This is a genomic window from Micromonospora sp. NBC_00389 (genome assembly GCF_036059255.1).
GTDB lineage: Bacteria > Actinomycetota > Actinomycetes > Mycobacteriales > Micromonosporaceae > Micromonospora.
Genome location: NZ_CP107947.1, coordinates 6,998,306 through 7,020,144, shown reverse-complemented (window position 1 = coordinate 7,020,144; position 21,839 = coordinate 6,998,306). Strand labels below are relative to the sequence as shown.

The 21,839-nt window shown below is 71.4% G+C and carries 14 protein-coding genes and 1 tRNA gene; 8 read left to right on the top strand and 7 right to left on the bottom strand.

Annotated elements, in window-relative coordinates; genetic code table 11:
• Positions 1-33: 33 nt before the first annotated feature.
• Positions 34-1,239, bottom strand: coding sequence for a low temperature requirement protein A (locus OG470_RS33205; RefSeq protein ID WP_328418604.1), 1,206 nt, complete (start codon positions 1,237-1,239; stop codon positions 34-36).
• 170 nt (positions 1,240-1,409) lie between these two features.
• Between OG470_RS33205 and OG470_RS33200 the strand changes: the two genes are divergently transcribed.
• A complete protein-coding gene (locus tag OG470_RS33200; RefSeq protein ID WP_328426727.1) occupies positions 1,410-2,393 on the top strand; it encodes an LLM class F420-dependent oxidoreductase in 984 nt (327 codons plus the stop codon).
• A complete protein-coding gene (locus tag OG470_RS33195) occupies positions 2,390-3,181 on the top strand; it encodes an SDR family oxidoreductase (RefSeq protein ID WP_328418603.1) in 792 nt (263 codons plus the stop codon). Before OG470_RS33200 ends, OG470_RS33195 begins: the two co-directional genes overlap by 4 nt.
• Before the next feature lie 85 nt (positions 3,182-3,266).
• Here OG470_RS33195 and OG470_RS33190 read toward each other — a convergent pair whose 3' ends face one another.
• The 5 genes from OG470_RS33190 to OG470_RS33170 form a co-directional block, all read right to left on the bottom strand.
• Positions 3,267-5,774 (bottom strand): transglutaminaseTgpA domain-containing protein, encoded by a 2,508-nt coding sequence (locus tag OG470_RS33190; RefSeq protein ID WP_442931011.1) that lies wholly within the window; start codon positions 5,772-5,774, stop codon positions 3,267-3,269.
• Positions 5,768-6,976: a DUF58 domain-containing protein gene (locus tag OG470_RS33185; protein ID WP_328418602.1), complete on the bottom strand. Its 1,209-nt coding sequence runs from the start codon at positions 6,974-6,976 to the stop codon at positions 5,768-5,770. The genes OG470_RS33190 and OG470_RS33185 overlap by 7 nt, the downstream gene beginning before the upstream one ends.
• A gap of 14 nt (positions 6,977-6,990) precedes the next feature.
• Entirely contained in the window at positions 6,991-7,986 is a 996-nt protein-coding gene (locus tag OG470_RS33180) for an AAA family ATPase (RefSeq protein ID WP_328418601.1), read from the bottom strand.
• A 28-nt stretch (positions 7,987-8,014) separates the two neighbouring features.
• Positions 8,015-10,639 (bottom strand): fibronectin type III domain-containing protein, encoded by a 2,625-nt coding sequence (locus OG470_RS33175; RefSeq protein ID WP_328418600.1) that lies wholly within the window; start codon positions 10,637-10,639, stop codon positions 8,015-8,017.
• A gap of 180 nt (positions 10,640-10,819) precedes the next feature.
• Complete coding sequence (locus tag OG470_RS33170; RefSeq protein WP_328418599.1) at positions 10,820-13,573, bottom strand: tetratricopeptide repeat protein; 2,754 nt, start codon at positions 13,571-13,573, stop codon at positions 10,820-10,822.
• Positions 13,574-13,807: 234 nt separating this feature from the next.
• On the opposite strand from OG470_RS33170, the gene OG470_RS33165 reads away from it, so the two are divergent.
• The 6 genes from OG470_RS33165 (at position 13,808) to OG470_RS33140 (ending at position 20,239) form a co-directional block, all read left to right on the top strand.
• Positions 13,808-13,891, top strand: a tRNA-Leu gene (locus OG470_RS33165).
• A 234-nt stretch (positions 13,892-14,125) separates the two neighbouring features.
• Complete coding sequence (locus OG470_RS33160) at positions 14,126-14,473, top strand: AbrB/MazE/SpoVT family DNA-binding domain-containing protein (RefSeq protein WP_328418598.1); 348 nt, start codon at positions 14,126-14,128, stop codon at positions 14,471-14,473.
• Entirely contained in the window at positions 14,470-15,501 is a 1,032-nt protein-coding gene (locus tag OG470_RS33155) for a tyrosine-type recombinase/integrase (RefSeq protein ID WP_328418597.1), read from the top strand. Before OG470_RS33160 ends, OG470_RS33155 begins: the two co-directional genes overlap by 4 nt.
• 758 nt (positions 15,502-16,259) lie before the next feature.
• On the top strand, positions 16,260-16,883 hold the full coding sequence (locus tag OG470_RS33150) for a tyrosine-type recombinase/integrase (RefSeq protein ID WP_328418596.1): 624 nt from the start codon (positions 16,260-16,262) through the stop codon (positions 16,881-16,883).
• Between the two features lie 497 nt (positions 16,884-17,380).
• Positions 17,381-19,312, top strand: coding sequence for an AAA family ATPase (locus OG470_RS33145; protein ID WP_328418595.1), 1,932 nt, complete (start codon positions 17,381-17,383; stop codon positions 19,310-19,312).
• 147 nt (positions 19,313-19,459) lie between these two features.
• Positions 19,460-20,239, top strand: coding sequence for a transposase family protein (locus OG470_RS33140; RefSeq protein WP_328415194.1), 780 nt, complete (start codon positions 19,460-19,462; stop codon positions 20,237-20,239).
• Between the two features lie 27 nt (positions 20,240-20,266).
• Here OG470_RS33140 and OG470_RS33135 read toward each other — a convergent pair whose 3' ends face one another.
• Entirely contained in the window at positions 20,267-21,700 is a 1,434-nt protein-coding gene (locus tag OG470_RS33135; protein ID WP_328418594.1) for a stress response protein, read from the bottom strand.
• Between the last annotated feature and the right edge of the window lie 139 nt (positions 21,701-21,839).

The window sequence follows — 21,839 nt, the reverse complement described above, 5'->3', positions numbered from 1 at the left end:
CGCGCCGGCATCACATTGCCCTCCGCCGATGGCTCAGAACGGCGTCGCGGCGGCCTCCGGTGGGGCGCCGTGCGCCCGGCGGGCGTCGGTGACCGCGACGGCGGCCAGCACCAGCGCTCCGCCGGCGGTGGCGACCAGACCGGGCAGGAACAGCAGCGGCACCGCCCCTGCCGCCAGCACCAGGATGGCGATCCACCGGGACGGGGAGACGCGCCCGAACACCTCGTACTCGAAGCGGGCCCGGCCGGCCAGGAACAGCGCCGGCCCACCGATCACCATGGTCAGCCATGACCCGGGGATCCGGTCCAGCGGATGCTCGATGATCAGCTCGTAGCCGACCGCGGTGGCGGCCAGGCCGATCACCATCAGCAGGTGGGTGTCCGCCGCGGACCGGCCGATGCTGGCCGGGTGCCGGGCCTGCGCGACGGCCTCGCCCAGGATCTGCCCGGCGCGCTGGATGTAGATCCGCCACAGCAGGATCGACGTGGCCAGCGCCAGCGCGAACGCCCACGCGTGCGAAGCCTGGTACGGCCCCTTGCTGTACGCGAAGCCGGCCACCAGGATCGTCTCGCCCAGCGCGACCAGGAAGAACTGCTGATAGCGCTCGGCCAGGTGTTCCCCGGCGATGTCCCACTTCGAGACCGTCGACCGGCCCAGCCCGGGCACCGGCCAGCCAACCCGGGCGGCCAGGTACTCGATGAGCAGCGCCACCGTCCAGAGCATCACCTTCCCGTTGGTGGGCAGCATCGCCCCACCGATCCAGAACACTCCGCTGACCGCGAACACCACCACCATCCGCACCTTCAGCCGGCGGTGCGGATTCGGTCCCAGCGCGATCACCAGGATCAGCGGCCGGGAGACCTGCGCGACCACGTACGCCACCGCGAACATCATCCCGGTCTGACTGAACGCCCGGGGGATCGCCACCCCCATCACCAGGCTGCACACCAGCGCGATCATCACCACGGTCTGCAGAGGCACCCGGTACGGGTCGTAGCGGCTGGTCGTCCACGCGGTGCCCTGCCAGACCGCATAGAGGGCGAGCAGCAACAGCAGTGTCTTGCCGCCCCCGGTGACCGCCCCCCAGCCGTGCACCCGATCCAGATCGTGGCTCAGATCCTCGAACGCGCGCGTGGAGATCCGGGTGAGCGCGAAGACGTAGACCAAGTCGAAGAAGAGCTCCAGGAAGGTCGCCCGGTTGGGGGCGGCCGCCGCGGGTAACGGCTCCAGGCGTCCCACTCCCCTGGAATCCACGGTCAGCGGCCTGTGCCGTCGGTCCGGTCCACCTGGCAGTCGTAGCACCGTGCGACAGCCCCGGCGGCCCGATACCGGCAAATCCGCCCGGTTCGGGGATCTTGCTCGCAGGCCCCGTCAACGGGCACGATCGATCGGTGACGAATCGATGGGGCATGACGGTGCCGTTGAGCGGCATCCCGCTGGCCGACCATGCCGCGGTCTACGCGACGCTCGACCGTGCCGGGTTCACCGACGTGTGGTCGTCCGAGGTCGCGGGGACCGACGCGTTCACCCCGCTGGCGCTCGCCGCGGCCTGGCAGCCCCGGCTGCGGTTGGGCACCGCCATCACCCCGGTCTTCACCCGGGGGCCCGGGCTGCTGGCGATGAGCGCGGCGGCGCTGGCCGAGGCCGCGCCGGGCCGGTTCTCGCTCGGCATCGGCGCGTCGTCGCCGGTGCTGGTGCGGGACTGGAACGCGGTGCGGTTCGACGAGCCGTTCCGGCGGACCCGGGACGTTCTGCGTTTCCTGCGCGCCGCGCTGCGTGGCGAGACCGTGGACGAGGTCTACGACACCTTCACCGTGCGCCGGTTCACCCTGGAAAGGCCGCTCGCGGTGCCGCCGCCGATCCTGCTCGCCGCGCTGCGCCCGGGGATGCTCCGGCTGGCCGGCGCCGAGGCCGACGGGGTCATCCTCAACTGGCTCAGCGCCGACGACGTGCCCCGCGCCCTGGCCGAGCTGGGCGAGCGCCGCGCCGGCTTCGAGGTGGCCGCCCGGATCTTCGTCTGCCCCACCGAGGACGCCGGGTACGCCCGGACGCTCGGCCGCCGGCTGATCACCAGCTACCTCACCGTCCCGGCGTACGCCGAGTTCCACCGCTGGCTCGGCCGCGACGAGGTGCTGGCGCCCATGTGGGAGGCCTGGGCCGCCGGTGACCGGCGTGGCGCCAGCGCGGCGGTGCCGGACGAGGTGGTCGACGCGCTGGTGCTGCACGGCTCACCGGAGCAGTGCCGCGCCCAGGTGCGCCGCTACGCCGACGCCGGCGTGGAGGTGCCGGTGTTCGCGCTGCTGCCCACCCCCGAGGTGACCGCCGGCGGGGCGGCCGCACTGACCACCCTCATCGCCCAGTTGGGCACCGACCCCGTAGGAGCGTCCGCGTGAACCTCACCGACCGGATCGTGGTGGTCACCGGCGGCGCTGGCGGCATCGGTGCGGCACTGTCCCGCCGGTTCGCCGCCGAAGGCGCCGCCGCCGTGGTGATCGCCGACCTGGACGGCGACGCGGCCCGCGCGGTCGCCGAGGGCATCGGCCCGGTCGCGCACGCCACCACACTCGACGTCACCGACGAGGATCAGGTCCGCGCGCTGGTCGACGACACCGAGCGACGGTACGGCCGGATCGACCTGTTCTGCGCCAACGCGGGAGTGACCACCGGCGGGGGAGTGGAGGTCGACGACGCCGGCTGGGACCGGGCGTGGCGGGTCAACGTGCTCGCCCACGTCTACTCGGCCCGCGCGGTGCTGCCCGGGATGCTCGCCCGCGGCGGCGGCCACCTGCTGCACACCTGCTCGGCGGCGGGCGTACTGACCGCGGTGGGCGACGCCGCGTACACCGCGACGAAGCACGCCTCGGTGGGGTTCGCCGAATGGCTGGCCATCACCTACCGGGACCGGGGCATCCGGGTCAGCGCCCTCTGCCCGCAGGGAGTGGACACCCCGATGCTCGCCGGCGGGATCGTCGAGGGTCACCTGGGCGCCCGGGTGATCGCCGCCTCCGGCGCGGTGCTCACCCCTGACCAGGTCGCCGACGCGGCCATCGCCGGGTTGGCCGAGGAGCGCTTCCTGATCCTGCCGCACCCGGAGGTCGCCGACTACGCGCGCCGCCGCGCCGAGGACCCGGACGGTTGGCAGGCCGGCCTCCGCAAGCTCGTCCGCCGCCTAACGGCCTGACCCGCCCCCTTCCACCCCGACCTATCCGCCGGTGATCAAGAGGTTTGCGTCAGGAAACGGACCCGAGGTGACGCGAACCTCTTGATCACCGGGGTGGGTCGGTCGCCGTGCGGCGGCGCAGGGGTGCGGGATGGGTCGACCAGATGACGCGGCGCCACCAGGGGCGGGCGGAGCGCAGGCTCGACACGTAGGCGATGGACACCTCGGCGGCCCGGGCCGCCTGGTCCGGAGTCGCCGCGCCGGGAGCGAAGGCCACCCGGTTGAGCAGGTCGGCCAACTCGTCGACGCCGCCGCTTTCGGTGGCGCCGGTGCGGGTCGCGGTGTCGTCCGGAGTGGGCGGCCCGTCGCCCGTCCGTCCGCCGCCGGCCCTTTCGGTGCGGGCGTCGGCGAGGGCCTGCCGGGCCTGCCCGGCCACCTCGGTGGCAGCCAGGTCGTCGCCGACCGGCCGACCAGCCAGCCGCAACGCGTCGGTTACCTCCCGCCAGGCGCCGGCGATGCGCTGGCCAGGGTCACCCCGGCCGAGCCGGGCGCGGGTGAGCGCACGGCGCATCGCCAACAGGGTGAGCAGCAGCGCCCCCACCAGCAGCAGCAGGCCACCGCTGCCGCCGGCCACCAGCACCGGGGTGGACACACCGCCCTGGTCGCTCGACCCGCCGGGGGCGGCGGCCGGCTCCGGCGACGCCGTCGGCTCCACGGTGGGTGCCGGGGCCTCCGACGGCGGCGGATCCTCAGGCGTCGGGCGGAAGTCCTCCTCCACCGGCCTCGGCTCGTTGTCCGGGCGGGGCATTGGGTCGAACGCCACCCAGCCCAGGCCGTCGAAGAGCACCTCCGGCCAGGCGTACGCGTCGCCGGCCCGTACCGGCCCCTGCCCGCTGGACTCGAAGCCCACCACCACCCGGGTGGGCAGCCCGGACAGCCGCCCGAGCACCGCGAACGCCGCGGCGAACTGCTCCGAGGTGCCCTCCTGCCCGCCGCCGTTGCGTGGTCCGAAGAGGAAGAAGCCCAGGTTCGGGTACGCGTGCCCGCTCGGCGCGTCCGCCGCCACCCGGTAGTGCTCGGCCAGGAACTGTTCGATCGCCGTGGCCCGCGCGTACGGGGCGCCGTTCTCCTCGGCGAGCTGTGCGGCCAGCCGTCGCAGCGGGTCGGGCACCCCGTCGGCGACCCGCAGCACCCGGGCCACCTCCGCGCCGGCCGGCACGTTCGCGGTCGCCAGCAGGTTGGCGTCCGGGCGCTCCCGGGCCGAGGTCACCGTGTACCGCAGCCCCGGCGTCAGCCCCTCCGGCCGGATCAGCGTCCCGGTCGCCGGGTCGTACGCCACCCGGGCGCCGCTGACCTCACGGGGCGTGGCCACGGCGGGCAGCAACTGGCCGCTCAGATCAGCCACGGTGATCTGCTGCCGGACGGTCTCCACCACGCTGTCCCGGGCCGGCGTCGAGGCTGGCAGGATCCGACCGGCGTTGCGGTACGTCGCGCCGACCCGCCAGGTCACCCCGTCGTAGTCGCTGAGCACCGCCAGCCGGATCCGCACGCTGCCCCCGGCGCCGTCCGCAGCCTCCGGCCCGTCCTCGGTGCCGCCGTCCGGCCCGGTGCTGTCGGCGCTCGGCGCGACGCCACCGGCCGGCGGCCTCGGGGCGCCGGAACGAACCGTGCTCACGTCGAGCAGTTTCTGTTCCGGGTGCAGCGCCCAACCGGAGATCCGGATCAGCGGGTTCTCGTCCAGCGTCTGCACCTGCGGCGGCTCCACGTACCGGCGGGGGTCCACCGGTCGGCCGTCGACCTGACCGGCTAGCACCGGGCCGAGCAGCGCGACCAGCCCGACCACCAGCGCCACCCCGAGCGTCGCGGTGATGGCGAGCCGGACCCGCACCGCCGCGCGTACCCGGGGGGCGAGGTCAGCGCTCGGATCACCCCCGGCCGCCGGTACACCGGTGGGCGTCGCCAGGCCGACCGCCGCGACCGCGACGAACGCCAGCGTCACCCCGATCGCCGGTTCGGCGTTCGGGCCGACCACGTAGAGGGCGGCGGCGTAGAGCCCCGCTGCCGGCAGGTAGCCCAGCAGCACCCGGCCGGTGCGCAGCGCCACCTCCGCGCCGGCCAGCCCGGCCAGCCAGGCGGCGACCACCGGCACCAGCACCGTGTCCGGCGTGGGCTCCACCGGGATCATCGCGGTGAGCAGCCGGGGGATGCCGTTGCGCGCGGCGTCCGCGGTCACCTCCAGCAGGCCGCCAGGCAGATCCGCCCGAGCGGCGGCCAGCCGCAGCGACCACAGCGTCCAGCCGGCCATCGCGGCCACCGACAGTGGCGCCACCAGCCAGGACGGCAGCCGCCGGGCGGCAACGCTGACCAGCACCGACCCGGCCGCGGCACCGATCACCAGCCGGGTCAGCAGGTCGCCGGCGTACACCCGGCCGAGCACCACCCCGGCCAGCGCGGTCAGGCCGATCAACGCCAGCGGGACGACGGACGCCCGCAGCACCCGCAGCACCGGCCCGGCGTTCCGCTGCGGTGCGCCCGGTTCCGGGCTCGTGGCAGGGCCCGCCGGGCCGACGGTGCTCGCACCACCGTGCCGCTGCTGGCCGACGTCCGTCACCACCGGCGCACCCCGTCCCACTCGGCGGCGAACTGCGCCCCGTCGGCCGCGTCGACCACCACCAGGCCGGTCGCGCCGGCCGGCGTCGGCTCCGTCGCGCCGAACACCCCGACCACCACCGAGGGGTACGCGCCGCGCAGCGCGCCGACGTGGCCCAACTCGCCCCGACCACCCGGCCCGGTCAGGAAGATCAACGTGTCGCCGAGCCGGTCCTGCCGCAGCCGGGTGGTGGCCGCGCGCAGCGCGTCGTCGTCGCCGGAGAGCTCGGCGGCGGCGAGCCGGTCCAGCGGCCCGAGCGGGTGCCCGCCGCCCGGGTCCTCGCCCGTCTCATCGCCGGTCCGGTCGCCGCGCCTCCGCTCGGCCGGGGTGGCCGGTTCCGGGGCGACCAGCAGCAACAGCACCGGCAGGTCCGCGCGGTGCGTGGCGGTGACGATCGAGGCTGCCGCCTCGCAGGCCGACTCGAACGACTCCGCCACCCCATCCACCCGCCGCTGGTGTGCGGCGGCGCGATTGTCCAGCAGCACAACCAGGCGGGGCAGGCTGGTGTCCACGTTCTCCCGCACCATCAGCTCGCCGACCCGGGCGCTGGTCCGCCAGTGAATCCGGCGTAGGTCGTCGCCCACCACGTACTCCCGCAGCGAGTCGAACGTGATCGACCCGTGCGGCACCCCGTCCACCCGGCCGTCGAGGCTGCGCCCCGCGCCGGTCGGTACCGCCGTCAGCGGGTGGATCCGGGGGTGCACCCAGACCGGTGCCGTCGCACCGTACGGGCGGGCCAGCGCCACCAGGCCCAGCGGGTCGCGCCGGGTCACCCGCAGCGGCCCGACCGGCACGACCCCACGGCGATGTGTCGGCACCTCGTAGCGGACCTCCGTGTCCCGGCCGGGTCGCAGGCGCAGCAGCGGCACCGGCACCGTGCGGGCCCCGCACCGGTCTTCGGCCAGCAGGTCTGCCGAGCGCAGCCGGCCGGTGTTGCGGACGGTCAGCGTCATGCTCGCCGCCTCGCCACGGGCCACCCGGTCCGGGTCGGCCCGACGGGTCACCGTCAGCCGGGGCCGCCAGGCCGCCGTCAGCGCGGCGTAGCCGACGGCCGCGCCGGCCGCCGCACCGAGCAGCGTCAACTCGGGGTACGCGAACCGGAAACCCACGCCCAGCAGCACGACGGCGGAGGCGAGCAGCCCGACTCCGCGGGCGGTGATCCCCATGGCGCTGCTGCCGGTCAGCCCTGCACCGGCGCCGGCTGCCCCGACGGCAGCGGCACCGGCACCGAGGCGATGGCCTGGCGCAGCACCTCCACGGCGGTCAACCCGCGCACCTGGGCGTCCGGGGTGAGCAGCAGCCGGTGCGCGAACACCGATTCGGCGAGCGCCTTCAGATCCTCGGGCATGATCCAACCCCGTCCGTCGATCAGCGCGTACGCGCACGCCGCGCGGGTCAGCGCGATCACGCCCCGGGGACTCACCCCGACCCGCACGTGCTGGTGGGTGCGGGTGGCGGCGGCCAACCGGACCGCGTACGCGTAGAGCGGCTCGGCGATGTGCACCCGGCGGGCCATCCGCACCATCTCCCCGACGGTCGCGGTGTCGGTGACCGGGGTCAGCGCCTCGGGGGAGCGGACGGTCGCGCCGCGCAGCACCTCCACCTCGACCGCCTCGTCCGGGTAGCCGATGGAGAGCTTGACCAGGAAGCGGTCCAACTGCGCCTCGGGCAGCCGGTAGGTGCCGTCCATCTCCACCGGGTTCTGGGTGGCCACCACCAGGAATGGCTCCGGCACCGGGTGCCGGACCCCGTCCACGGTGACCGTGCGCTCCTCCATCACCTCCAGCAGCGCCGACTGGGTCTTCGGCGACGCCCGGTTGATCTCGTCGGCGATGACGATGTTGGCGAAGACCGGCCCCGGGTGGAACTCGAAGTCACGGGTCGCCTGGTTGAAGATGGTCACCCCGGACACGTCCGAGGGGAGCAGGTCGGGGGTGAACTGGATCCGGCGCCACTGACCCTTCACGGTGGCGGCGATGGCCCGCGCCAGGGTCGTCTTGCCGACGCCGGGCACGTCCTCCAGGAGCACGTGACCCTGAGCGAAGAGCGCGGTCAGCGCCAGCCGGACCACCTGCGGCTTGCCGAGCACCACCGCGTTGATGTTCTCGGCCAGCCGGGCGGCCAGGGCGGCGAAGCCCTGCACCTCCGGCTGGGTGAGCGGCTCGTGGGTGTTCACGGTTGGTGGTGCTCCTTGCCTGGCTGGTTCAGCAGGTGGGCAGGACGTTGATGTTGTCGCCGCCCTCCAGGTTGAGCCAGGCCCAGGGGATGTAGTTCTTTCCGCTGTACTCGACCTGCACCCACCAGGTGCTCTGCTTCTGGTTGTTGTAGATCCAGGAGTCGACGTTCTCACCGGACTTCTTGCAGTACGCCCTCAGCCGGGTGCCAGGCTTCGCCCAACCCTCCTGCTGGTCGTTGTCCTGCCGGGTGACCCTGAAGATCTCGTTGCCGTTGCGGCCGTCGACCTCCCTGTCGCAGTAGGTCCGCTGGTCGCCGCTCGGCCCGTTGTTGCAGGTCGCGATCCCGTACAGCGCGTCGGTGCCCTGCGCCCTGGTCGCGGTGCCCTTGCCGGCGGCGTTGCTCGCGGTCACCGTGAACGTGTACGCCGTGCCCGGCGTCAGGCCCGGCACCGTGATGCTGGAACATGCCCCGGCCTTCGCCGGCTCGCCCGGCGTGCTCACCGAACAGGTGGCCTGACCGCCGCCAGCGTCCACGGTGAACGTGACCGTCGCCGAGGTGGCGGTCGCCGACGAGCCGGTCACCGTGACCCGTGGTTCGGCGACCGTGCGGGCCGTGGCGGTCGCCTCCGGGCCGGGCCCCGCCTCGTTGACCGCCTTCACCTTCACCGTGACGTTCTGGCCGTTGCCCAGCCCGGTGACGGTGGTGCTGGTGTCGGTCACCTCGCTGCTGCGCCCACCGACGTCCACCAGGTACTTGGTCACCGGTCGGCCGTTCGCCTCGGCCGGCGCCCACTGCACCGTGACCGCGCCCGGCTGATTGGCGACCGTGCCGGCCTGCAGGTCGACCGGCCGTCCGGGTGCCGCGAACGGCACCACCGTGTTGCTGACCGGCGAGGCCGCCGAGCCGGCGCCCTTGTCGTTGACCGCCACCACGGTGAACGCGTACTGGGTGCCGAACTCCAGCTCCCCGCCGGGCACCACCAGCTCCGTCTTCGTCGACTCACCGGCCGGCGCGTTCGTCCCCGCCGAGCTGGCCGTCACCGCGTACTTCGCGATCTTGTTGCCCTGCCCGTTCGCGGCCGGCCACTTCACCAGCACCGTGCCGTCCGGCCGCTCCTGGGCGGTGACGCTGGCCGGCGGGTCGGGCACCGCCGCCGTCGGCGTCACCGGGTTGCTGCTGCGCGACGGGCCGTCGCCCTTGGCGTTGACGGCGTGCACCGCGAACCGATACGTCTCGCCGTTGGTCAGACCCTTGACCTCCACCGCACGCTGGTTGGCGCCCACCTCCAGGCGTTGGCCGGCACCCTGCACCACGTACTTGATGATCTCGGCGCCGTTCGCGGCGGCCGGCCGCCAGCTCACCCGGGCCTGGGCGTTGCCGGCGGCGGCGGTGACGCTGCGCGGCGCGCTCGGCTTGCCCACCCGGGGCTTCTTCGGCGGAGGCGGCGGTGGGGGAGTCGGCGGCGGGTCACCGCCGAGCACGTCGTTGGCGTACTTGTTGACCTCGCGCACCTGGTGCTTGTCGTCCACCACGCGCGCCGTCGCTGAGTCGGGGGAGTTGATGAACAGGTGGTTCTCCCGTACCTCCAGCTCCAGCGGCCCGTTCGCCCGACCGCGGACGGTGTCGACCAGTTGGCCGGCCGCGTCGAAGGAGTAGATGGTGCCGGTGGCCTCGTCGGCGCAGTAGAAGCGGTCCGCCCAGGCCACCGCCGGGCTGAGCCGCTCGCCGGTGCCCGGCACGGTGAACGCCCGCTCCTCGCCGGCATCGCCCACCACCAGCACCCGCCGCTCGGCCGGCACGGTGACCGGGATGCGGGGCCCGCTGGTGCGGGCCGGCAGAGCCGCCGGCCCGGTCAACGTCAGCGGCGTCGGGCGCACCTCGCCGCGCTGCACCCGCACCAGCTTCCCGGCGGTGCGATCGAGCACCGCCACCCCATCGTCCAGCGTGGAGACCACCAGATCGTGGCTGGCCTCCGCGACCTCGTACGTCTCGACCCGCTCCGGGCTGAGCCCGCCGCCGGCGGGCGCGGCCGAGGCCGGCGCGGACGGCAGCTTCGCGGCGGTGACCGCAGACACGGTGCCCTCGCTGGGCACCGCGATCCAGAGCCGGCCCTCCCCGTCGAAGGTGCCGCCGGTGATGCCCGGGGGATAGCGCACCGGCTCGCCGACCGGCGTCAGCGAACGCGGATCGAGCTGCCGCACGATGCCCTGCACGGCGTCGACGACGAACGCCGCGTCCTCGTGCAGCGCGACACTCACGCCAAGGCCGGGAGTGGTCCGGGTGGTCGCGGTGAGCTGCAGGGTGGCCAGGTCCAGTGAGCTGACCTGCCCGGTCTGCAGGTCACGCAGGATCAGCAGCCGGTCGGTCTGGGTGACCTGCATCGGGTGCCGACGGGCACCGGCGACCTCGGTGCGGGTGTCGACCCGGGCGGTGACCCCGTTGACCCGGGCCAGCTCGCTGCGCGCCGCGCTCCACAGCCAGGAACTCGCGTCGTAGTTGGCGACCGCGTTGTCGGCCGCGCCCAGCCCGAGGACGGTCAGCCCCATGGCGGCCAGCAGCGCGGTCACCGTGCCAACTGTCACCAGCCCGCCGCGCAGCCTGGACCGCGAACGGGGGGTGTCGGTCTCCACGGCATCGTCGATGCTGGCCACAGCCGGCTGCCTCCCCTGAGTCGTGGCAGGTGGCGCGCCTCGCGGCGACCCCTCCCCTGAGCCGGGTGCCATCATATGGCTCTGCCGGTGACGGGGGAACCCGCACGGTCACCCCTGTGGATACCGAGCGTGTGCGTTGTGGACTCCCAGCTCAGCTCGGTGACGGCCGGTCTGGCTGGGTCAGCTCGTTGGGGTGGCGCGCTCCCGCTGGGTGCAGACCTGTCCCGAGGTGGCGAAGTTGTCGGTGGAGTAGACCGCCAGCACGGTGAAGCAGTAGTCCACCCGGGAGTTCAGCCCGTTGACCGTGTAGCTGAGCCGGCCCGGGTCCACGGTGGCCATCACTCCCAGCGCCTGCCCCGCCCGACCACCGGCGACCATGAACGGCACCGAGCCGCCGGACGGGTCCGTCCAGCTCAGCGTGATCGTGACGGAGTCGTCCCGCAGCTTCAGGTCGCCCGGCGGAGGCCCGGCCGGCGCCGGAGCTGTGGCCGCCGGCGCGGTCCCGGTCGAGGGTGGCGAGTCGTCGCGGGTCAGAACCAGCGCGCCCAGGCCGGCCACGCCCACCACGGCCACACCGGCCGCCACCACCGCGGCGATCAGCGTCGCTCGGCTGCGGCCCGTCGACCCGCCCTCATCGCTGTACGCCGCCGACCGGTACCCGTCCTGACCCGGCTGGTACTGCTGGCCTGGCTGGTACTGCTGACCCGGCTGGTACTGCTGGGCCGGATACGCCTCCTGGCCGGGGTGGTACAGCTGGCCTGGGTATGGCTCCTGGGCCGGGTACTGCTCCTGAGGTGGATAGGGCTCTGGGGTCGGTCGGGACGCCGGGGCGGTCGGCGGCAGAGGGTAGGGCGAGGCTGCGTCGGCAGGTGACGTGAACGGACCCGGGGGAGGCCCCGTGGCCGCCGGTGGAGTCGACACCGGCTCGGCGTACCCCCCGGGGCCTGGTGCGGTCGGCGTCATCGGGGCCGGGTCGGCGCCCGGTGGCCAGGATGACGGTGCCGACTCGGCAGGAGCAGCGACGGGGCCGGGCTGCCGGGCGGCCTGGTTCGACGGGGCGGCGGTCGGCTGGCTCGGGCCTACGTCGGGTCTGGCCGGGTCGCTGCTGAACGACCGGACGGGCGGGAACACCTCGCTCTGGGCAGGGTCGACGCCCGCCTGGTGCGGCGGCGCGCTCGCCGGAGCTACCGTGCCGGGCTCGACCTCACCGTCGGTCCCGTCCGTGTCCATGGGGGTCTGGGCTGCCGGTTCGCCGTCCGCTGTGGGCAGTGGTTGCGACGGCGCGGTGCGGCTCCACGGCGGCGCGGTCAACCCCCAGGGCGGTACGGGCGGCGCGCTCACCGGGGGCGCGGAGACCGGGTGACCGTAACCGGGCGGCCCCGACACAGGGTAGGACTGGCCCGGCGGTTCGGACACGGGATAGGGGTGGCCTGCTCCAGAGACTGGCTGGCCGTAGCCGGGCGGCGCGGACACCGGGTACGGGTACCCGGGCGGTGCGGAGACGGGTTGGGCGTAGCCGGGAGGCCCCGACACCGGATAGGGCTGAGCTGGTGCTGCCGACACCGGGTAGGGCTGGGCCGGCGGGCCGGAGACCGGGTACGGCTGGCCGGGTGGCGCGGAGACGGGTTGGGCGTAGCCAGGTGGCCCCGATACCGGGTAGAGGTGGGCCGGCGGTCCGGATACCGGGTAGGGGTGCCCGGGCGGTGCGGAGACGGGCTGGATTTGCTGGGGCGGCGCCGCCCCGGCGCTGCTTGCGCTGCCCGACCCGCCCGCGCCGACGCGGGTGGCCGCGATACGAGCGGCCTCCTCGGCCAGCAGCGGTTCGATCTGCCGGACCCGGATCGTCGGGTTGTCCCAGCGGGGCGCCGGACCCGGCGGGGCCGCCGGTGCGGGCGGTGCGGCGGCTGACGCCTGGGCGGAGGAAGTCGGCGGTGTGGACGGCGCGTCGACCGTTGAGTGGGTCGGTTGGTCGCCTGTCCGTTGACGCGGCGGTATCGCCGAGCCGGACGGCTGCCGAGGTGGCGGCTGTTGTCCGACCTGGTACGCCGGCTTCGTCGGCTGGCCCTCCGCCGGTGGCCGGGGTGCTGGATCTACCGCCGGTCGGGGCTGCTGCTCCGCGGCGCGCTGGCGCGGCGGCACGGGAGGTGCGGGCGGCGTGGGTGGCGGGCCGGGCTGCGGTGGCGCGACGGAGGTCGACACCGACCGCACCGGCGGCTGGGCCGGCGCAACCCGGGGGGCGGGAGCCGCTGCCGGTGGTGCGCCGGCGCCGGTGGACGCGGCGGGCGCGCGTACCACCGGTGGGGTTGACCGGGGCGTGGGCGGCTGTTGCGGCGGAGCCCACGGTGACGCGGCGGCCGGGCCGCCCGCTCCCGGCCGCATCGCGGCCAGGGTCGCCAGAGACAGGGTCGGGCCGGACAGTGCCGACCGGGTGCCGGAATCAGTCGCTGCGGTGGCCTGGACCGGGTGGGGTGTCGGCGGCGAGCCGTGCCGCTCGGCCGGCCCTGGTGCAGCCTCACCGAGGTAGTGGCGGGCGGCACGTACCGCCGGGTGGTGCTCCCCGAGTGCGGCGGGCCCCGCGGTGGCGACGCGGGTGTAGTTGCGGCGGGCCTCGTGCCGATTGCCCAGCTCCTCGGCGACCTCGGCGAGCTCGAAGGCGAGCGGGAGCATCACCGGGTCGGAGTGTTCCCAGCGCCGCTCGCCCGCCGCGAACGCCTCCTCCAGCACCCGACGGGCGGCGAGCGGGTCCTCCGCCTCCCGGTGCAGGCGGGCCAGCAGGTGCGCGGTGTGCAGCACCTCGGGGTGGTCCTGGCCGTACGGCGGGCGGGCGGAACCGACGGCCTCCGCGAGCAGTTGCCGGGCGGAGCTGAGGTCGCCAGCGGTACGCAGGGCGAGGGCCCGGTGCTGGGCGGCTGCCAGGGGAGAGGGTTGGGGCACGTGGCAATGCTGCCGCCAGAGGGCCGCCGCACGCTACCCGGACACGCCTTCGAGGGCCCTTCGGTGACGGCTGGTGAGGCGGTCTGAGCAGCGGTGGGAGCGCCTTCAAGGAGGGGTCGGAAGGCGATGTGCATGATCCACCAGTGCCGTGTACAGTAACTCCCCGTGCGGTCCGCTGGGCCGACCCTCGGGTGTCAAGATCATCCAGGTCGGCGAGGTAGGCTGAACGTGCAGGTCCGGGTGGCGGAATGGCAGACGCGCTAGCTTGAGGTGCTAGTGCCCGTATAGGGCGTGGGGGTTCAAGTCCCCCCTCGGACACAGATTTTCCGCATTGGTGCGCTGTTTCACGTGTTCGTGTTCAAGCATCCTTGAACACCTCATCCACCCTCTACCGTCACCGCAGGTGAACGGCGGGCGGGGGTGGTCCTCGTGACCGCCTCCTTCGTACCGCCGGTGATCCCTAAGGTGACACCTGGCGGCACCAGTCCCGGCCCGGTAGGTCGGGGCCGGCGGCCGCTTCCCGTACCGGCATTGGATGCCGGATCTTCCCGTGTGACGGACACCGTCTACGCGTTGAGCGCGGTGGACAAGAGTGGCCGGGTTGCCGACCGCAGCATCCTCCGGGCGCTGGGCTGGGTCCCGGACACACGGCTGCACATCCGCGAGCACACCGGAATCATCGTCGCCAGCGCGACGACCCATGGCGTCCACTGCGTCGGCGAACCTGGTTATCTGCATCTGCCGTTGGCGGTGCGTCGGTGGTGCCGCCTGGCGGCCGGGGACCGCGTCTTACTCGCCGCCGATCGTGGCAGTGGCGTCCTGATGGCGTATCCCCTTGCAGTGCTCGACCGACTGCTCGCTGGTGTCCAGGTTGCGATGGCGGGCGGTGAGGCACCGTGAGTCAGAACGCCGCTGGTCGGCCGGAGTTGGAGGCAGCCCGGCTGTTGCTGGAGCGGATGGGCATCTCCCCGGCCGATCTGCTGGATGTCCGGCCGGCGCGTCCGCTGGCCCCGACGTTCGCCGAGTACGTGCCTGTCGTCGCTGCCGCGGTGTCGCCGGGGACTCGGCGAGCGTACGGCTCGTACTGGAACCGGGTGGTGCAGGTGTGGGGCGATCGGCGTATCGACGAACCCCGCCCCTCGGAGATCGAGCAGTTACGTGCCCAGGTGCAGGTCAACGTGGTGGCGCGACGCAACGCCCGGGGTGGCCGATCCGCTGCCGAGCATGTGGTGGCGGCATTGCGCTGCCTGTATCGGCGGGCGGTCGCGGACGGGTACCTGGATGCAGCCGACAATCCGGCGTTGAAGGTGGACAAGCCCCGCCGGCTGCCCAGTACCCGCAGGGCGATCGGCGACGCGCGCCTAGCGGAGATCAACCAGGTCGCGGCCAGCACGGGCGACGACCCAGGCCTGGACACGTTACTGATCAGGTTGCACACCGAGACGGCCTGCCGTCGCGCCGGGGCACTGGCCCTGCGCCCACGAGATCTGGACACCGACCAATGTCTGATCTTCCTCCGGGAGAAGGGAGGCACCTCCCGGTGGCAGCCGGTCTCACCGACGCTGATTCGCCATCTACTCGCGCATCACGCCGAGCGGGGTGACCACGACAGCAACGGCAGCCTGCTGCGCTACCGCGATGGTCGACCGCTGACCTCCCGGCGCTACGACCATCTATGGACGCGTGTCGGACAGCACCTGCGGTGGGTCCACACCCAGCAGATCAGCACCCATTGGCTGCGACACACCACCCTGACGTGGGTGGAACGCACCTACGGTCATGCCGTCGCCCGTGCCTACGCCGGCCACACCGACGGCGGCAGCGCGAGCGGCTCGACGGCCACCTACGTGCGGGCAAGTCTGCACGAGGTCGCGGTGGCTCTGGCCGGCCTAACCGGCGAGGAACATCCGCTCGCCGAGGAAGCGTAGACGGGAATCATCTAGCTGTTGGCCTCCCCCGCTAGGACGAGGGAGGCCAACGTCTCCTTGAAGCGAACCGTCTAGCCGCACTTTCGGAGCCGTGTTGACCGGACTAGCTGAGGCACAACGCGTGTCGTGAAGGCAGGTGCGCCCGGGTAGCCGGTAGTCGCGCCGTGGGCTGTCCCCAGCCCGGTCCGCCATGGTGAGACCGACGGCATGATCAAGCACAAGAAAGCCGTCACCGCGCAGATGCGCCAGCGTGTTCGGGAACGCCTGCCCCACCTGCCCATTCTCGCCGACACCGCTCAACGCCGCAGCCAGGACCAAGCCGCCCTGCTGGAAGCCGCCATCGCCGCCGACGCGGACGACGCATTTCGGCATGCCGGGATTCGCTACCGACGCGTCGTGCGGGCCGCGCGCCGGCGTCCAGGGCAACGGGTGAGACTCCCCGCCCGCGCATCCTGGTCGACGTCGTCGATACGGGCGAGCGCATCGATGTCACCTCAGCCGAATCGGACGCCTTCTGGGCTTGGGCCGTATCGAAACCCTGCGGCACACCGGCGTCCGCATAGAAGAGCTTCTCGAACTGACCCACCTAGCGCTGGTCTCCTACCGGCTGCCGGACACCGGTGAAGTTGTCCCCCTGCTGCAGATCGTTCCTTCGAAGAGCAACCAGGAACGGCTGCAACTGGTCGGACCCGAACTCGTCAGCGTCCTGGCGACGATCGTCACGCGGCTGCGCACCGTCGGCGGGTGGCGCCGATCCGATGACGGCCCGCTACGACCCTTACGAGCAGATCACCGGCCCGCAACTGCCTCACCTGTTCCAGCGGCCGATCGGCCCGCGCTCCGGGGTCATGAGCCAGCGCACCATCCAGAAGCTGCTCACCGCGACCCTGACCCGCGCCGGCCTCAGCGACGCGGCCGGCCAGCCGCTGCACTGCACCCTGCATGATTTCCGCCGCATGTTGGTCACCGAGGCCGTCACCGGCGGCCCGCCCGTCCACATTGCTGCCAAGATCCTCGGCTACCGCCACCTATCCGCCACGCAGGCATACCTCGCCGCCTTCCAAGATGACCTGATCCGCACCTACCGCGGGTTCCTCGACCGACGCCGCGCCGTCCGCCCCGAGACCGAACACCGCGAACCCACCAAGGACGAGTGGCGCGAGTTCAACCAGCACTTTCAGCTACGCAAGCTCGAACTCGGCACCTGCAGCCGCCCCTACGGCACACCCTGCAAACACGAGCATTCCTGCATCCGGTGCCCGATGCTTCAGGTCGATCCCACCCAAGCTCACCGCCTCGTCGAGATCGCCCGCACCTGCGCCAGCGCATCGACGAGGCACGCGCCAACGGCTGGCTCGGGGAAGTCGAAGGCCTTCAGGTGAGCCTCGCTGCGGCCGAAGCGAATGTCGCCTCCCTCGATCGACAGCGAACGAGATCGCCCACCCAGACCGTCCTCGGCATCCCCAAGTCCCGGACCGCGCCCGAGCCTCCGAACCCATGATCGGAGGCCGAGTCCGCAGGCCCGCGCCTGTCGCGCCAGCCACTCTCCGCTTGTGACCGATAGTGACCTGACGTCACTATCGATCACACCTTGCTCCTAGATGGAGCGGGGCTGTTGAGCTGTGATGTCGGAACACCTGTGCGAACCGACGAATACAGCGACGCGCGACGACAGCACGGTGAGTTACGATGTTCGCTGTCCAAACAGAAGGACCCCGGGCACCTCGTGCACGGGCGACGACGACCGGGGCCAACTCCTTGATGTGGTGTCCAGGACGATACCCGCATCACTCCTTAGCGGCAGGCACTTCGCCAAGGTGTGATCTTCGCCTGCCCAGCTCTCGGCCCCCGTGGGTCCCTCCTCGATGATGGAGGGAAATTGAAGCTCATCAAGGCGAAGGTTACCTACTACCGCTCGATCGGGGATTCCGAGGAGTTCCGGGTCGAGGACGACGTCACCTGCCTGGTCGGCAAGAACGAGTCCGGCAAGACCAACATGCTGCAGGCGCTGTTCCGGCTCAAGCCGATCGAGCAGAAGACGTTCGACAAGATCGTCGACTTCCCGGCGAACATGGGCCGAAAGCGCCGGGAGCTGGGCGACTCGCGGATCCCGGTGGTGGAGGCGACTTTCCGCTACGAGGACCACGAGATCAAGATGATCGAGGAGGATCTCGGCCGCGGAGCCCTCGCAAGCCACGAATTCGTCCTCACCATCCCCTATGTCGGAATCCGTCAATACAGCCACAAGGTCAACGAGCTGGCGATTGTCAACCACCTGCGGTCCGGGTTCGACCTTCCGGTCTCTGTCCTCGGCGGCGTCGCGAAGGCAAGGACGATCGCGCAACTGCTCACCGCGGTTGACGAGCTCGAGGAGCCGACCTCGGGTGCCCGGGCCGCTGCGGAGCGAATCCGTGGATGGCGTGATCGGAGCGTCACTCTCCACCTGATCGACGAGTACGCATCCACGCTCATGCCGCACTTCGTCTACTTCGGCGACTACGACATCATGCCCGGCAAGGTGTCGATTCCCGACCTCATCGGGCGCGAGAAGAACGACACCCTCAAGCGCGGTGAGAAGGCGCTGATCAGCCTGCTCGACATGGCCGGCGTCAGCTTGGACGAGTTCAGCGTCGCGGACAACCACGAGCGGCTCATCCGGGAGTTGGAGAACACCAGTAACGCGATCACCGAGGAGGTTTTCGAGTACTGGTCGCAGAACACTGACCTGGAAGTCGACCTCAAGGTCTTGCCGCCCGAGGTGGGTGCCCCCGCCCCGCTGCACGTTGGCCCGATCCTGCAGGTCCGTGTCCGCAACCGCCGGCACGGCGTGACGGTCCCGTTTGACGACCGCTCCCGCGGCTTCGTCTGGTTCTTCAGCTTCCTCGCCTACTTCAACAAGGTCGAGGAGAACACCAGGGGTGACCTCATCCTGCTGCTCGACGAGCCCGGCCTGTCCCTGCACGGCCGCGCCCAGGAAGACCTGCTCAAGCTCATCGACGAGCGTCTCGCGACGAAGCACCAGGTCATCTACACGACCCACTCGCCGTTCATGGTCTCCTCCAAGCACTTCGAGCGGGTCCGCACCGTCATCGACCACACCGAGGGCGGCACGAAAGTCTCAGAGGAGATCTTCAAGGCCGACACCGACACGGCCTTCCCGCTACTGGCCGCGATGGGCATCGAGATGACTCAGACGCTGTTCGTCGCTGACGACACCCTGCTCGTCGAAGGCCCCAGTGACATGATCTACCTGGACATGTTCACCGACGCCGCTGAAGCCGCCGGCCGCACCGGCCTGGACCAGCGATGGGTCGTCACACCTATCGGCGGGGCTGGCAAGCTGTCCACGTTCGCCACGCTTCTCGGCGCTAACAAGATCAACGTTGCGGTTCTGGTCGACTCCAGCACCAAGGATGTCCAGGCAGTCCAGCAGCTCCGCGCCAACGATCAGCTCGCCCGCAACGGCCTGATTGAAATCAAGGAGTTCACCGGCGCGGCAGACGCCGACATCGAAGATCTCTTTGAGCGCGACTTCTACCTTGAGCTCGTCAACCGCGCCTACGCCGACGACCTGACGGCGCCCATCACCGTCGCGGACCTAAACGCGAAGGACCCAAGGGTCGTCCGGCAGATCGAGGCCTACTTCCGCAAGCACAAGATCGCCGGGGGCAAGTTCAACCACTACAAGCCGGCCCGCACCTACCTACGCGAGCAGGCGTCGCTCCCGGATCTCGACGCCACCATTCTCGACCGGATCGAGAAGCTCTTCCAACGGCTGAACAGCCTGATCCGCAAGAACAAGAGGCGATAGCACCTCCAGGCTCGGCGCCGGCACCAGACCGAGAACCGGCGCCGAGCCGCCTTGGGTCAGGCGACTGCGGCGGATAGTGACAGGCCCTAAGGGACGTCTCGTAACCCCGGTGTCTGTCCGTTGAGGACGGTCGGTCAGGATGCCTGGGTGCAGGTGATCACCGCGGCCCGCCCGGAGTGGATCTTTCCGTTCACGGGGCTGCAGCCCGCCCAGTTCCGCAAGCTGGTCCGCGTGGTCGCCGAGCGTGGCGGTGACGGCATCGCCGATGGCCGGCCGGGCCGGCAGTGGGCCTTGGACCTTCCCGATCGGGTGTTGCTGGTGGCCACCTACTGGCGCACGAACCTGACGATGCGCCAGATCGGGCCGCTGTTCGGGGTGTCGCACTCGGCCGCGCACCGGGTCATCGACACTCTCGGCCCGTTGCTGGCCCTCGCGCCGGTGCTGCGGCGGCCGGTCGAGCAGATCGCCATCGTCGACGGCACCCTGATTCCCACCCGCGATCACCGGCTGGCCGCCCGCAGCAAGAACTACCGGTACTCGACGAACCTGCAGGTCGCCATCGACGCCAGCACCCGCCTGGTCATCGCCGTCGGCGACCCACAGCCGGGCAACCGCAACGACACGATCGTCTACCGCACCAGCGGCATCGAGGAGAAACTCGCCGGGCGGCCGGTGATGGCCGACGGCGGCTACCGCGGCAACCCCGAGGTGATCATCCCGTACCGCAAGCCCGCCGACGGCGGTGACCTGCCGGCCTGGAAAGAAGCCCTCAACGTCGAACACCGGAGGGTCCGTGCAGGGGTCGAACACGCCCTGGCCAGGATGAAGTGCTTCAAGATCCTGCGTGACTACCGCCGCGCCGCTCACACATTGGCCGACGCCGCTTCCGGCATCGCCAACCTCCACAACATCATCCTCGCCGGCTGATCGCCGGTCTGGCGCCGGGCAACACCTTCACCCAGTTACGAGACGTCCCTTAGGGAGGGGTTTCTCGGTGGTTGTCGCTTGCTGTTGTGCATCGTCGGATGCCTTCGGCGAGGTTAGATCCGGCTGTGGGCCATCTTGGGAGGAGATCGCCGTGGACACGAGGCTCGGGGCTACGGGTTCGACGGGCTGGGGCTCGTCGGAGGACCTGAGCCGCGGGGGTGCCGGCATCCAGGGTTTGAGGTTCTGAATGACCTGCTCGTAGAAGTCGTCAACGGCTGTGAGGAGCGAGTCGATGAATGCCCCTCGGCCGGTACCGCGCTTCGAGCCCGCCGCAGACACCTGCGCGATGCGGAACGACCGCAGTTCCTTCGTGGGGTCGCTGATCAAGGTCGTCGGGTCACTCCGGACCACTCGGAGAAGTTCAACGCTTCCTGGCCCCCGGCCATGCATCGTGAACGCCTCGACCCGCACGTTGTCCGGGGCATCCTTAAGCTGGCGTATCAGCCAATTGACCCGGGTTGCGGGTCTGCCCGCGCGCGGCGCATCCACATCAACGTGACAGAAGATCTTGGCGGCCCGCAGATCGGCCGTGATGTAGAGCGAGCCGATGGCGCCCGGAATCTTCAGCCCTGCGGTCATGAGGCCGGTGGACGCCAACTGCGTGACCAGCATCTGGGTTCGGCTGGCGGGATCGGCCAGTTCTCGGCGGGTAAGGGCAGGCGTGACCTCCGTGCCCAGTCGCCGCCCCAACTTGAGGCCGGCATAGCGCACCAGGGCGTCGAACCGCCCGGCGATCTCGGTGACAACGGAGTCGGTGGGACGCAGGGTGCCCGCGCCGACCGCTTCCCGCACCGGCACCCACGCCGGGCCCATGTCGTTGAACTCCATAGCCCCGGACCGAGGATGTTCCAGGTACCGGATCAACTCGCCAAGAACCCACGCTTGGTCAGGGTCCGCGACACCGCGATATTCCTTCTGCATGACGGCTGCCGTGAGGATCTCGCTCCACGGTAGGTGGTGAAGTGTCACCTTCTTGAGCTTGCGTCTGTCGACCGACGTCGGATGCTGGCCCGCGATGGGAGGTATCTCGTTGGACACCGTGATCAACGCGTCGAAGCCCTCGTCTCTAGCCACATCCAGGTAGCGCTCGAGCTGCTCTGACTGCAGCTGATTGCTGCCTGTCTTGACCTCTACGAGCGCGGTCCACTGGCGCTGGCCGCGGGTGACCCGGATGAGGCCGTCGGGGAAGCACTGCTTGTCGCCGTGCTTGAAGGGAACCTCGATGAACGTCTGCACAGGTCCGGCTGGCGCGCCCAGCGGTTGGGTGAGGGCTCGACCGAACTCTCGCACGGCGGTCATTACCGCGAGCAGTGCCGACGTCGCGCGCCGCTCTTGCTCTTCAGCGCCGTTGATTCCAGACGTGGGAATGAGACGGGCGGTAAGCCAGGTATCCTCCGGCATGAATCACTCCTCGTAACGGTTGTTTCACGCAAACTACACCTGGGGTGATGGAGAAAACGGACCGACTGATGGAACGAGCGCACAGGAAACCCGACCGATTCGGACGTATGAGGGGCGGTCGGTGGGGGCGATTGCTACT